This window comes from Ideonella paludis (assembly GCF_018069865.1).
GTDB classification, from domain to species: Bacteria; Pseudomonadota; Gammaproteobacteria; order Burkholderiales; family Burkholderiaceae_C; genus Ideonella; species Ideonella paludis.
This window is the reverse complement of sequence record NZ_JAGQDG010000006.1, coordinates 120609-135198: the sequence shown is the minus strand read 5'-3', so window position 1 is coordinate 135198 and position 14590 is coordinate 120609. Positions and strand designations below refer to the sequence as shown.

At 61.6% G+C, this 14590-nt stretch carries 4 protein-coding genes; 2 read left to right on the top strand and 2 right to left on the bottom strand.

What is annotated here, in order from left to right; genetic code table 11:
* Nucleotides 1–17 precede the first annotated feature (17 nt).
* Both KAK11_RS15975 and KAK11_RS15970 read left to right on the top strand, forming a co-directional pair.
* Nucleotides 18–1937, top strand: coding sequence for an EAL domain-containing protein (locus KAK11_RS15975; protein ID WP_210810222.1), 1920 nt, complete (start codon nt 18–20; stop codon nt 1935–1937).
* A 182-nt stretch (nt 1938–2119) separates the two neighbouring features.
* Complete coding sequence (locus KAK11_RS15970; protein WP_210810220.1) at nt 2120–2920, top strand: O-fucosyltransferase family protein; 801 nt, start codon at nt 2120–2122, stop codon at nt 2918–2920.
* A 76-nt stretch (nt 2921–2996) separates the two neighbouring features.
* Here KAK11_RS15970 and KAK11_RS21875 read toward each other — a convergent pair whose 3' ends face one another.
* On the bottom strand, nt 2997–11369 hold the full coding sequence (locus KAK11_RS21875) for a cadherin-like domain-containing protein (protein ID WP_310737821.1): 8373 nt from the start codon (nt 11367–11369) through the stop codon (nt 2997–2999).
* On the bottom strand, nt 11305–14523 hold the full coding sequence (locus KAK11_RS15935) for a cadherin-like domain-containing protein (RefSeq protein WP_210810219.1): 3219 nt from the start codon (nt 14521–14523) through the stop codon (nt 11305–11307). The genes KAK11_RS21875 and KAK11_RS15935 overlap by 65 nt, the downstream gene beginning before the upstream one ends.
* Between the last annotated feature and the right edge of the window lie 67 nt (nt 14524–14590).

Below are 14590 nucleotides of genomic sequence, written 5' to 3'. Positions count from 1 at the left end.
ACGGCCAAGGAGATCGCATGTCATTGATTCGCCAAGTGTGGCTACTTCTTGTGCTGACCTTATCTCTGGCATTTGTCGGAGCCTTGGGTATCACGGTGCAATCGGCTCGGGGCTACCTCGAAGGTCAGTTGGGCCTCAAAAATAATGATGTCGCACAGTCATTAGCCCTGACGCTGTCGCAGCAGCGAAGCGACGCGACGGCCATGGAACTGATGATCGCCAGTCAGTTCGATACCGGTAACTACGAACTGATCTCACTGCGATCGCCCACAGGCGCTGTCTTGGTCGAGCGCCGTGCGCAAAGAGCGACCACCGCTGCGCCAGACTGGTTTGTTCGCTGGCTGGGTGTCGAACCCAACGCCGGCCTGGCGCTGGTCTCGGACGGCTGGAAGCAGATTGGCCGCGTTGAGGTGCGTAGCCAGTCGAGCTTTGTGAACGATCAACTCTGGCAAGGCACGTTGCGAACCTTGGCCGTCTTGTCGCTGCTGGCTGTGGGGGCCGGTGCAGTCGCGACGCTGGGCGTCCGACGTATCCGTGCGCCGCTGGACCAAGCCGTGCAACAGGCAGACGCCATCACCGAGCGCCGCTTCGTGACGGTGTCTGAGCCGTCTGTGCCTGAGCTGCGAAACGTCACCCGCGCCATGAATGCCATGGTGGCGCGGCTCAAGAGCATGTTTGACGAGCAAGCAGCTCAGGTCGAGCAATTGCGTCGGCAAGCCCACTGCGACCCACTCACGGGTTTGTCGAACCGGGCCTATTTCATGGGCCGCTTGAGGGTCTTGTTGGGCAGCGAGGATGGCAGTGCTGCCGGGGCGCTGATTCTGATGCGCTTTGTCGATTTGCAGGGCTTGAATCGGCGCTTGGGGCATCCCGCAACCGACCGCTTGCTCCAAGAGGCAGCATCCGCAGTCTTGGAGTCAGTGCGACGCACCGGTGGCGGTGAAGTCGGGCGACTCAACGGGTCTGACTTTGCGATGGTGGTGCCCGACGTGGAGTCTTTGCGCGACCCTGCGCTCGATGTGTCTGCTCGCCTGCGCAGTTTGCTCAAAACGCATGAGGGCGACATCAACATCGTCATCGGGGCGGTTCGTTGGTGGCATGGTGCTCCGATCTCTTCGCTGTTGGCTGCGGCCGATCAGGCGCTCGCCAAAGCTGAAGCCCGCGGGCCATTTGCTGTGGAAATGGACGATGCCGGCGAAGGCCTGATATTGGGTGAGGACACATGGCGTCAGCATCTTCAGCAAGCGTTGCTGGAGCGCCGCGGGGAGTTGGTGGAGTTTGCCTTGGTCAACGCCATGGGCGCCGTGGTGCATCAAGAGTGCCCACTGCGCTTGCGACTAGAACCTGAGGGGCCATTGGTGCCCGCTGCACAGTGGTTACCCATGGCGCGTCGCACCGAGATGACAGCCCGGATCGACGAAATGGCGGTTGAGTTGGCCCTCAAGGCCATTGCGATGGATGGTCGCGCAAGAGCTGTGAACTTGAGTCCCGGCTCATTGAGGGACTCGTCGTTCATCTATCGCTTGCGGGACCTGGTTCGTGCCGCGCCCTCCCAAGCGCCCGGCTTGTGGCTGGAAGTCGCTGAGGCTGGCGCACTGACCCATTTGGAAGAAGTGCGGGAACTGGTGGAGCACCTGCGGCCCAGCGGTGCGCGTGTCGGTCTGGAGCACGCGGGAGAGCGGCTGTCGGAGTCGAGAGCCTTGCTTGAAGCAGGGCTTGATTTCATCAAACTTGACGCCAGCACCACGGAAGGCTTGGCCTCGGACCGTGCGCGTGCGCAGCACATCGAGGGCATGACCCGCATGCTGCATGGCATTGGCTTGTCGGTGTTTGCCGAGGGCGTCATCGATACCCTGGACGCGCAGGTGCTTTGGGAATGCGGCGTCGACGGCATTACCGGGCCTGTGGTCCAGCATTTGTTACCATCCGCTCGTTAACGCGAGTTGGAATGACAGGCTGTAAACACTGGACCATCACCACTGAACTCCACGATCTAGAAGAGGGTCTCTTCGGGCAAATCGTGCTTTGGGTCTTCGAGATTCTTCCCTCACTTCAGAGTGAGGGACGGTGGCCCGAGTGGGGTATCCGCTCTCGTTTCTACGGTCAGGGGCCAGACCATGTGGTTCTGCCTGGTGTCTTTGACTTGGCCTACACCCCTGCTGAAGGCCCGCGGGTCGAGCGCAGTCTGCTGGCCTTGAGGTCACGTGCATTGAGTGCGCTCGGCGATGATTGGCCGGGGCTGCATGCGCTGTGGCACCGCTTTTTCAAGGTCCCTGCTCGCATCGAGCAGCGTGCAGATGAGTTTGCTCTGACTGAGGGCACGCTGGGCCTGCATTACCGCGGGACCGATAAGAACCAAGCGCTGCACGACACCAATCCGGTGAGCTACGACGACATGCTGTCTGCCGCCGACGAGGCGTTCAAAGCGCATCCTCATCTCAAGACGCTGTTCATTGCGACGGACGAAGCAGGGTTTGTCAGCGCGGCGCGCCAGCGATTCCCGGAGCGCGAGGTGCGAAACCTCGGGGCTGTGAGCTTCCACAAGAGCGGCGTGCAGGACCAAGATCGAGCTGACCGTGCGCTGCTGGATTGCGTATTGCTGTCGCGCTGTGCCTTGGTGCTGAAGTGCTCCTCGGCCCTGTCTGGCTTTGCGAAAGTCTTGCGTCCCGCCTTGCCCATCTATCGCGTGGCGGCATGCAAGTACTTTTACGATGTGCCGTACTTTCCTGACGCGTTCATTCCTCGATGGGAGGCGACCAGCACCGCAGGACAGCAACGCGCCGCGCGTCTGTTTGAAGGGGATTGGCTCGACGATGCGCGCGTCCCTTCGCGCTTTCGGCAAAGCTTTTTGGCACAGCCGCGCTATCTCGGATGGCAGCGCTGGGCGAGGCGTCTGCACTACCTGCTGACGCACCGCTAAAGAAAAAGCCGTACCAACTCCAGGAGCGGGTACGGCTTAGGCGGGATGAGCTACCCGCCTATGGCGGGTAGATGCCTCAGACCCCGTCGATGATCAACTGCTTACGCGCAAACAAATCGGTCAGCAACTCGAGGTCAGTGCCATTCGGCCGACCCAATGCTGCACGCAGATTGATGTTGCTGAGCGTGATGGACTGATCTTCTTTGCTGGCGTCATAGACACCGTTGGTGAAGCCACCCGTGGTACTGATTCGAATGATGGTCTGGCCAGCCACAGAGGTGGTGTCGATGTCGATGTAGTTGTGCAGATTAGTCGTCACATTGACCTCTTCACCCTGCAACAGGTCACGAAGGTCAAGGATGTCGCCACCCACAGCCGAGGTCGAGAAGTCAGTGATGACGTCTCGGGTCGGCGCTCCAGCCGTGCCACCATCGCCCAGCGACCAACGGAAGACGTCATTGCCGTCATTACCCGTCAAGGTGTCGTTGCCGATGCCACCTTGCAGGGTGTCGATGCCCAAGCCACCGGCCAGGCTGTCTGTGCCCGCACTTCCGTCCAAGAGGTCGTTGCCATCGTCGCCGGCCAGGGTGTCGTTACCAGCGCCGCCAATGACGGTGTCATTGCCAGCAGCACCCGACAGGCGGTCATTGCCTTCGAAGCCCCAGAGACGGTCCGCATTGGCAGTACCTGCCAGGGTGTCATCCGCGGCGGCGCCGTACTGGTTGTTGGCATCTGCCAAGACCGTCAGCTGCACCTGCTTGGAGGTACTCACTGAGGTGTTGTTAGAGGCCTCCGTGGCTGTCGCGACCACAGTGAGGTCAATGGTGCCGGAGAATGCCGCAGGCGGCAGCAGCGAGATCTTGGTGAGGTCCCAACCTGTGATGGTGGCGGTGGTGGCGCCAGCAGCCGAGGTGAAGGAGTTGACGCCGTCGGTCAGCACTGCGCCCACCGGAATCGCTTCAACCCGCAGAGCCAAGGTCTCAGAGCCGTCCTTGTCCACCAAACCAGCGGTGAGGTCCGGCACGTTGACGACGTAGCCTTGCACCCCGGTGTTCTGGCGCAGATCGACCTTGATGTTGTCAACCATGGCACCGAAGGAGTCGGAGTCACCGGCAATGAACTCCAGACGTGCATTGCCCGTCTGAGTGGCAACCAAGTCCATCTGGAAGTTGGTGAAGGTGCCGCTCAAGGAGTTGAAGGTGTAGACCAACTGGCCTTCCCAGTACACATAGAAGACCGACGTCTTGTTGGTGATGTCCGCCCCATTGTTCCTGAGACGCGCAGCCGCATCAAAGGAGAACGAGAACACTTCACCCTTCTCAACGGCGATTTCAGTGAACAGGTTCGAGCGATCGCCAGGGTTCTGTTCCAGCTCAATGGCGCGGGTGCCATTGGTGCCGTTGCTGGTGGCGCCATACCAGGTGGTGTTGGCGAACTCGGCAATTTCGACGGATTTGGGATTGGTGCCCACCGCCTTGTTGTCGGTACGCCAGATGCCACCGGTCAGCGTGGTGGGGTCGATGTTCTTGAAGTAGGTGCCGCCTAGGTTCACGCTCTCGAAGTTCTCCGCGATGGAGAAGCTCTTGGCACCCACCGCCAGTGTGGGGGCATCTGGCACAGCCGTCACGTTCATGGTGAAGGTGTTGGGCGTGGCATCCAGCGCGCCGGTGCTGTCCTTCACTTGGAAGGTGAAGGTGGCGTAGTTGGTGCCGCTTTCATGCAGGTCAGGAGCAAACACCAGCTTGCCGGCAGTAATGTCGGCCGTGTTGATGGTCTGACCCACGGTGACCGCTAGGCCATTGAACAGCAACTGACCGTTAGTCGGCAGACTCGAAATCACGACGCTGGCAAAAGCATCACCATCACCATCTGCGTAGGCGAAGTCAGCCAACTTGACGATGTAGTTGACGTCCTCGTTCGTGGTGCGGGTGACATCCTGGCTGTCAGGGGTGTCGGGCAAAGACGTCACGTTCAAGGTGAAGGTGTTGGGCACCAAGTCAAACGCATTCGACGAGTCCTGCACCGAGAAGGTGAAGCTGCCGTAAGGCGTGCCGTTCTCGTTGGCGTCCGGCACGAAGCGCAGCTTGCCCGCGTCGAGGTCAGCCACGGTGATGATCTGACCGGCCGTGACAAGCACGCCGTTGAGGGTGAGCGTGCCATTGGTCGGCAGGGTGTCGACACGGACGGCCTTGAAGGTGTCGCCATCCACATCGGCGAAGCCGAAGTCGGCTTTGCCAATGACGTAAGGCGTGTCTTCATTGGTCGTCTTGGTGACGTCGGCACCCGTGGGGGTGTCTGGCACCGCAGTGACATTCAAGGTCAGGGTGTTGGGCACCAAGTCGAAGGCGCCGGAGCTGTCCTTGACCGAGAAGGTGAAGGAGCCGTAAGGCGCACCGTTCTCATTGGCATCCGGGACGAACTGCAGCTTGCCAGCGTTGATGTCGGCAATCGAGATCTCCTGGCCCAGGGTGACGGCCACGCCGTTCAACTTGAGCACGCCATTGGTGGCCAAGGTGTCAATGCGCACACCGGCGAAGGTGTCACCGTCCACGTCCTTGAAGCCGAAGTCGGCCGCCGTCACCACATACGGGGTGTCTTCCGCCGTGGTCTTGGTGGCGTCCGTACCTTCTGGGGTGTCCGCGACCGGAGTCACATTCAGCGTGAAGGTGTTGGGCGCTGCGTCGAACGCGTTGGTCGAGTCCTGCACCGAGAAGGTGAAGCTGCCGTAAGGCGTGCCGTTCTCGTCGGCGTCCGGCACGAAGCGCAGCTTGCCCGCGTCGAGGTCAGCCACGGTGATGACCTGACCGGCCGTGACAAGCACGCCGTTGAGGGTGAGCGTGCCATTGGTCGGCAGGGTGTCGACACGGACGGCCTTGAAGGTGTCGCCGTCCACATCGGCGAAGCCGAAGTCGGCTTTGCCAATGACGTAAGGCGTGTCTTCATTGGTGGTCTTGGTGACGTCGGCACCCGTGGGGGTGTCTGGCACCGCAGTGACATTCAAGGTCAGGGTGTTGGGCACCAGGTCGAAGGCACCCGAGCTGTCCTTGACCGAGAAGGTGAAGGAGCCGTAAGGCGCACCGTTCTCATTGGCATCCGGGACGAACTGCAGCTTGCCGGCGTTGATGTCGGCAATCGAGATCTCCTGGCCCAGGGTGACGGCCACGCCGTTCAACTTGAGCACGCCATTGGTAGCCAAGGTGTCGATGCGCACAGCGGCAAAGGTGTCGCCGTCCACGTCCTTGAAGCCGAAGTCGGCCGCCGTCACCACATACGGGGTGTCTTCCGCCGTGGTCTTGGTGGCGTCCGTACCTTCTGGGGTGTCCGCGACCGGAGTCACATTCAGCGTGAAGGTGTTGGGCGCTGCGTCGAACGCGTTGGTCGAGTCCTGCACCGAGAAGGTGAAGCTGCCGTAAGGCGTGCCGTTCTCGTCGGCGTCCGGCACGAAGCGCAGCTTGCCCGCGTCGAGGTCAGCCACGGTGATGACCTGACCGGCCGTGACAAGCACGCCGTTGAGGGTGAGCGTGCCATTGGTCGGCAGGGTGTCGACACGGACGGCCTTGAAGGTGTCGCCGTCCACATCGGCGAAGCCGAAGTCGGCTTTGCCAATGACGTAAGGCGTGTCTTCATTGGTGGTCTTGGTGACGTCGGCACCCGTGGGGGTGTCTGGCACCGCAGTGACATTCAAGGTCAGGGTGTTGGGCACCAGGTCGAAGGCACCCGAGCTGTCCTTGACCGAGAAGGTGAAGGAGCCGTAAGGCGCACCGTTCTCATTGGCATCCGGGACGAACTGCAGCTTGCCGGCGTTGATGTCGGCAATCGAGATCTCCTGGCCCAGGGTGACGGCCACGCCGTTCAACTTGAGCACGCCATTGGTAGCCAAGGTGTCGATGCGCACAGCGGCAAAGGTGTCGCCGTCCACGTCCTTGAAGCCGAAGTCGGCGGCAGTCACGCCGTAAGCGGTGTCCTCAGCCGTAGTCTTGGTGGCATCCGTGCCTTCTGGGGTGTCCGCGACCGGGGTCACGTTCAGGGTGAAGGTGTTGGGAGCAGTGTCGAACAGATCTGACGAATCTTGCACCGAGAAGGTGAAGCTGCCGTAAGGCGTCCCGTTTTCATTGGCGTCCGGCACAAATTTCAGCTTGCCGGCTTCGATGTCGGCCGAAGAGATGATCTGACCTGCGGTGACGAGCACACCGTTAAGGGTGAGCGAGCCATTGTTCGGCAGGGTGTCAATGCGAACTGCCTTCAGACTGTCGCCGGCATCCGCGTCCTTGAACCCGAAGTCAGCCTTTGCAATGGTGTAGGAAGTGTCCTCCGTGGTGGTCTTCGTGACATCGGTGCCATCAGGTGTGTTGGCCACGTCCGTCACATTGAAGGTCAAGGTGTTGGGGGCAAGGTCGAACGCGCCGGAGCTGTCCTTGACCGAGAAGGTAAAGCTGGCATAGGGCGAGCCATTCTCGTTGGCATCGGGGACGAACTGCAGCTTACCGGCATTGATGTCGGCAATCGAGATCTCCTGACCCAGGGTGACGGCCGCGCCGTTCAACTTCAGAACGCCGTTGGTGGCCAGGGTGTCGATGCGCACAGCGGCAAAGGTATCGCCATCTGCATCGCTGAAGCCAAAGTCATTGGCTTGGACGGTGTACGGTGTCGACTCCTTGGTCGTGCGGGTGGCATCCGCGCCTTCCGGAGTGTCTGCCACCGAAGTCACATTCAGCGTGAAGGTGTTGGGCGCTGCGTCGAACGCGTTGGTCGAGTCCTGCACCGAGAAGGTGAAGTTGCCGTAAGGCGTGCCGTTCTCGTCGGCGTCCGGCACGAAGCGCAGCTTGCCCGCGTCGAGGTCAGCCACGGTGATGATCTGACCGGCCGTGACCAGCACGCCGTTGAGGGTGAGCGTGCCATTGGTCGGCAGGGTGTCCACGCGGACTGCCTTGAAGGTGTCGCCATCGACATCGGCGAAGCCGAAGTCAGCCTTGCCGATGACGTAAGGCGTGTCTTCATTGGTGGTCTTGGTGATGTCGGCGCCCGTGGGGGTGTCGGCCTGGGCGGTGACATTCAAGGTCAGGGTGTTGGGCACCAAATCGAAGGCACCCGAGCTGTCCTTGACGGAGAAGGTGAAGGAGCCATAAGGAGCACCGTTCTCATTGGCATCCGGGACGAACTGCAGCTTGCCGGCGTTGATGTCGGCAATCGAGATCTCCTGGCCCAGGGTGACGTCCACGCCGTTCAACTTGAGCACGCCATTAGTGGCCAAGGTGTCAATGCGCACAGCGGCAAAGGTGTCGCCGTCCACGTCCTTGAAGCCGAAGTCGGCGGCGGTCACGCCGTAAGCGGTGTCCTCAGCCGTCGTCTTGGTGGCATCCGTGCCTTCAGGAGTGTCAGCCACTGGCTTCACATCGCCCAGGGTCAGGGTGGCCGAGTCCTCGCCTCCCTGGCCATCAGTGATGGAGTAAGTTGCAACAGGTACAGGGCCGAAGTAATCCTTGGCGGGGTTGAACGTGAAGCTGCCATCCGCATTGATGGTCAGGTCGCCGATGGGCTTGCCAGCGGCATTGACCAAGCTTGCCTTCTGGCCCGGATTGAACGACTCAGGTGTGCCATCGCCATTGGTGTCAATGGTGAAGCCGGTGACCGACAACTTGTCCTTGTCCACGTCAGTGTCGTTGTCCAACACATTGCCGGTGGCCGGTGTGTCTTCGGTGACGGCCTTGGTGTCATTGACTGCATCCGGATTGTCGTTGACAGCCTTGATGTCCAGATTGATATTGGCGGTGCTGGTCCCGCCATTGCCATCACTGATGGTGTAGGTGACGGTGACCGGGCCGTTGAAGTCCTTGTTTGGCGTGAAGGACAACGTGCCGTCCGGATTCAGTTCGACCTTGCCTTCGGGCACCGTCACAGGGTTGCCCACCGAGATGGGCTTGCCGGCCACTTGGGTGATGGTCAGCGGGTCCTTGTCCGGATCGGTGTCGTTGGGCGTTACCGGGTCAAAGGTGACGGTCTTGTCCTCTTGGCCATTGACCAAGTCGTCACGGGCAGTAGGAGCGTCGTTACCGGCCCCCACGTCAATATGGACAGCACCTTCGTCGGTCGCTGTGCCATCGGAGACGGTGTACTTGAAGTCGACGGGGCCGTTGTAGTCCTGAACTGGTGTGAAGGTGACTGTGCCGTCGCCGTTGATCAGCAGGTCACCGATCTTGGTGCCCTTGCCATCGTTGACAGGGACGACTTGGCCCGAGCTGACGTTCTGCCCGTTGATCTGGGTGATCGTCAGTTTCTCGCCATCGTCATCCTTGTCATTGGCGATCAGGTTCAGCGTGACCGGCTTGTCCTCGTCGGTCTTGCCCGAGTCGTCAATGGCCACGGGACCATCATTGCGACCGGTGACGTTGATGGTCAGCGACGTGGTGGAGGTCTTGCCGCCTGGGTCGGTAACGGTGTAGGTGAAGACGTCTTGACCGGTCTCGCCATCGTCCAAGGCGTTGGCCGTGCTGTTGGGCACAAAAGAGTAGGAGCCATCAGCATTCAGCGTCAGGGCGCCGTACTTGCCTTGCAGGGCTTGTCCGACGGTGCCCACCACATTGCCAAAGGCCACGGCCGACACGCTCAGGCTGTCGCCATCAATGTCCGTGTCTTTGCCGTCCGCGCTCAAGCCGCTTTGGATCACGCCGTTGGCAGCGTTCACCACCAAGGAGGTGTCCTCATTGGTGTTACCCACGTCGGGGCGGGCTTCCGGAGCGTCATTCACACCGCCCACATCGACGGTGACATTGGCCGTGTCTTTCAGGCCTTGCGGATCTGTGATGGTGTAGGTGAAGTCGACCGGGCCGACATAGTTGGCCACGGGGTCGACCGTCACATCTTGACCGTTCGGGTTCAGCGTGACGGTGGCCAGCAACTTACCGCTCGGGTCCTTGATCTCCACGGTGTCGCCGGGCTTGACGTCTTGCCCTGCAATGTTGGTGACCTTCAAGTCGGCCTTGGCATTGTCTGGGTCGCTGTCGTTGTCAACCAGCTTGACCACTTGTGGGGTGTCTTCGGCGATGGTGGCCTTGTCATCCACCGCGTTCGGGCCGTCATTCACCGGCGTGACCACGACCTCGACCTTGGCCTTCACCTCGGTGCGCCCGTCGGTGATGGTGTAGTCGAAGGTGATCGGGTCCTTGCCTTCGGTGTTGTAGTTCGGTGCGGGCAGCACGCTGAGCTTGCCATCGGCCGTCAGCGTCACGGTGGCGATGACCACGCCGTCTTTGCTGATGCTCACAGGCTGGCCCACCACAGCGGGCTGGCCGTCAATGGCCACGATAGACAGCGTGTCTTCCTTGTCGGGGTCGCTGTCGTTCTTCAGCACGTCCACGATGACGGCGGTGTCCTCAGCCGTCGTCGCGGTGTCATTGACCGCTGAGGGGCTGTCGTCCAACTCACCGACGTTCAGGGTGAAGGTGTTGGGCTTGGCGTCAAAGCTGCCCTGGCTGTCTTGCACGGAGAAATCGAAGCTACCGTACGGGCGCCCATTCTCATTCGCTGCAGGCACATACTGGAGCTTGCCATCCGCAATGTCTTGTGCAGACACGAACTGGCCCGCCGCGACGGCTTGACCGTTGAGTGTCAAGGTGCCAGCGGTCGGCACTTTGTCGATGCGCACACCGGCAAAGGTGTCGCCATCCACATCCTTGAATCCGAAGTCCTCTGTCTTCAGGACATACGCGGTGTCTTCCGCAGTACCCCGCGTGTTGTCCGTGCCTTCAGGCAAGTCATTGGTGTTGGCGACATTGATGGTGACTTGTGCCACATCAGAGCCACCGCGGCCATCCTCAACGGTGTAGTCAAAGGTGACCGGGCCGGTGAAGTTGTCCTTGGGCGTGAAGGTCAGCGTGCCATCCGGGTTCATGCTGACCTTGCCTTGCGGCAGGTCGACCGATTGGCCCGGCTCAATGGGCTGGCCATTGATTTCGGTGATAGTCAGAGGGTCGGTATCCGGGTCGAAGTCGTTCGAGCGCGGATCGAAGGTGACGGGGGTGTCCTCTTGGCCGTCGACCACGTTGTCGCCTGCTTGAGGCGGACGGTTGTTGTCACTCACCACGATGTGAACATTCGCGGTGTCGGTCGTGGTGCCGTCGGTGACGGTGTAGGGGAAGTCCACCGGGCCTTCATAGCCCGGAGCGGGCGTGAAGGTGAGGGTGCCGTCGGGGTTGAGCGCGACGGTCCCGATGGGGTTGCCCACGGGGTCGGTCAGCGAGACGGGGTTGCCCGGGCTGATGGGCTTGCCGTCCACTTGAGTGACGGTCAGCGGCTCGCCATCGGGGTCGGTGTCATTGCCCAGCACCGGGATGGTGACGGGTGTGCCCACGGGGGTCAGGGCGCTGTCGTCGATGGCCACGGGGCCGTCATTGACGCCGGTGACGGTGATGGTCAGCGTGGTGGTGGCCGTCTTGCCAGCGGGGTCGGTCACCGTGTAGGTGAAGATGTCGCGGTCGCTCTCGCCCGTGTCCAGCGCTTGCGCAGCGGCATTGGGCACGTAGCTCCGGCACCACATTGAGCTTGCCCTCAGGCGTCAGCGTCACGGTGGCAATCGGGGTGCCCTGGTCATCGGTGATGGTGACCGGCGTGCCCACCACAGCAGGTTGGCCGTCGATCTCGGTGATGGTCAGCTTCTCGCCGTCCAAGTCCTTGTCATTGGCCAGCACATCGACCAGCACCGGGGTGTCTTCCGGCGTGGTGGCCACATCGTCATTGGCGGCTGGCGAGTTGTCCAGCGGCGCCACATTGATGACGACCTTGGCGGTGTCTGTGCCGCTGCGGCCGTCAGCAATGGTGTACTCAAACGTCACCGGGCCATCAAAGTTCTTGGCCGGGGTGAAGGTCAGCGTGCCATCGGGGTTGAGAGCGACCGTGCCTTCAGGCAGCGTGATGGGCGAGCCCACAGCAATGGGCTTTCCATTGATCTGGGTGATCGCAATCGGATCGGTGTCAGGGTCGTAGTCGTTAGAGCGCGGGTCGAACGTGACCGGCGTGCCTTCGATGCCTTGGACATAGTTGTCGTCGGCCACCGGGGGACGGTTGGTGGAGCTGACCACGACATGGACATTGCCGGTGTCGGTGGTGGTGCCGTCAGTGACGGTGTAAGGGAAGTCCACCGGGCCTTCATAGCCCGGAGCGGGCGTGAAGGTGAGGGTGCCATCGGGGTTGAGCGCGACGGTACCGATGGGATTGCCCACGGGGTCGGTCAGCGAGACGGGGTTGCCCGGGCTGATGGGCTTGCCGTCTACCTGGGTGACGGTCAGCGGCTCGCCATCGGGGTCGGTGTCATTGCCCAGCACCGGGATGGTGACGGGGGTGCCCACAGGGGTCAGGGCGCTGTCGTCGATGGCCACGGGGCCGTCATTGACGCCGGTGACGGTGATGGTCAGCGTGGTGGTGGCCGTCTTGCCAGCGGGGTCGGTCACCGTGTAGGTGAAGATGTCGCGGTCGCTCTCGCCCGTGTCCAGCGCTTGCGCAGCGGCATTGGGCACGTAGCTGTAAGAGCCATCAGCGTTCAGCGTCAGCGTGCCGAAGGCGCCTGCAATGGGCGAGCCCACCTTGCCCACGGTGTTGCCAAAGGACACGGCGGACACAGCCAAGCTGTCGCCATCGACATCCGAGTCACGGCCTGCAGGCGCAGCACCGCTCTGGATCACGCCATTGGCGGCAGAGACGGTCAGGATGGCGTCTTCAGTGGTCGAGCCCACATCGGCCTGAGCCACGGGGGCGTCATTGACGCCGCCCACATCCAGAGTCACGGTGGCCTTGTCGGTGGCACCCGACGGGTCCTTCACGGTGTATTCGAAGGTGACAGGACCTTCGGTGCCCGGCGCCGGGTTGAAGGTGATCTTGCCTTCCGGTGTGACGGTGACCGTGCCCACGGGCTGCTTGGTCACGGGGTCGAGCAAGGTCACCGGCGTGCCCGGGGTCACCGGCTGGCCGTTGATCTCCGAGATGGTCAGCGGGTCCTTGTCCGGGTCGGTGTCGTTGCCCAGCACGTCCAGCGTGGTGGGCTTGCCGGCTTCAATCGTGGCTTTGTCGTCGGTGGCCACAGGGACGTCGTTGACCGGGGTGACATCCACATGCACCTTGCCTTCCACAGGCGTCTTGCCATCTGTGGCGGTGTAGGTGAAGTCGACCGGGCCTTGGTAGTTCGGTTCAGGCGTGAACGTGACCTTGCCATCAGGTGAAACGACCACGTTTCCGATGGGCTGGCCCGTGCTGTCCGTGATGGGCACTGGTGTTCCGGGCGTCACCGGCTTGCCGTTGATCTCGGTGACCGTCAGGGTGGTGCCCACTGGCGTTTTGTCGTTGGCGAGCACATCGATCACGACAGGCTTGCCCTCTTCGGTCTTCATCGCGTCGTTGTTGGCCGCTGGCGTTTCTGCCAAGGGGTCCACATTCAGCGTGAAGCGGTTGGGCGCGGCATCAAAGGCGCCCCCAGAGTCTTGCACCGAGAACGTGAACGAGCCGTAAGGCGTGCCGTTTTCGTCGGCGTCCGGCACAAACTGCAGGCGGCCTGCTGCGATGTCTGCTGCGGAAATGACCTGATCATCAGCAACGGGCTGACCGTTCAGGGTCAGGCGACCATTGGTCGGCAAGGTGTCAATGCGCACGGCTGCCAAGGTGTCGTTGTCAACATCCTTGAAGCCAAAGTCTTTGGTCTGGAGGACGTAAGGCACGTCCTCGTAGGTCTGGCGGATCGCGTCTGTGCCTTCGGGGGCATCATTGACTGGCGTGACGTTCAGTGTGACGGTCGAGGTGACTGTCGAGCCACTGGGGGTTGTCGCCACGTAGGGAAAGTTGATTTGCCCATTGAAGTTGGCGTTGGGCGTGAAGGTCAACGTGCCATTCGGGTTCAGCGTCACGACACCCTGAGGTAGGTTGACGGGGGTGCCTACCGCGATGGGTTGACCTGCAATGCTGGTGACCGTGAGCGGACCTGCATTGCCAGCCGTGTCATTCGTCGTGGGGTTGAAAACAATGGGTGTGTCTTCGTTACCCGTGAAGACATCTGGCAAAGCGGCCAGCTCAGCCGCGGCCAGCTCATCGGCTGCCGTGTCAAATTGGATCTCTTCGGTGTCGGCGGCGACTTCGGTAAAGCCCAAGCCGGCAGGCGTGACGGCCTCGACCACGCGGTCAACGCGCAGGCCAGGCAAGAAATTGTCGCCACCACCAGGCCCCTGAATACCAACCCCAGTCGGCTCCTCAGGCTTTGGGGCGCCGATGTCAGCAATGACTCGGTCGATCAGGGCGGAGTTTGTCGTCTTGGCGCCTTCAATCTGAACGATGCCATCCTGGGTGGTCAGAACCACATCACCCTTCTTGATGACATCGCCTGTTTTCAGCGGGCGCAGCTCGCCATCTGCGGTGCGCAGCAGGGCGCCGCCCCAAACGCCCACCACCTTGCCGCCCAGGATTCGAGCCGGCTGGTAGCCCTTGGCAATCGCATCTTGCAGGCCTGCATCATTGGCTACGGCCTTGGCCGCTGCGGCTTTGGCAGCGGCAGTCAGCGACGCAGCGGCTCCGGTGCCCTGGACAGCAGCAACGGAAGAATGGGGGTTGGGCGTATTAGACGACGACATACGAAGCTCTCCACTGGGGAACAAACAGTTGGCGCCAGCATAGTACTTGCCGCGCCTTGTGGGGTGA

Excerpts from the sequence above, each read along its gene's own strand:
- KAK11_RS15975 (WP_210810222.1), top strand. The coding sequence starts at position 18 with ATGTCATTGATTCGCCAAGTGTGGCTACTTCTTGTGCTGACCTTATCT.
- KAK11_RS15935 (WP_210810219.1), bottom strand. The coding sequence starts at position 14,523 with ATGTCGTCGTCTAATACGCCCAACCCCCATTCTTCCGTTGCTGCTGTC.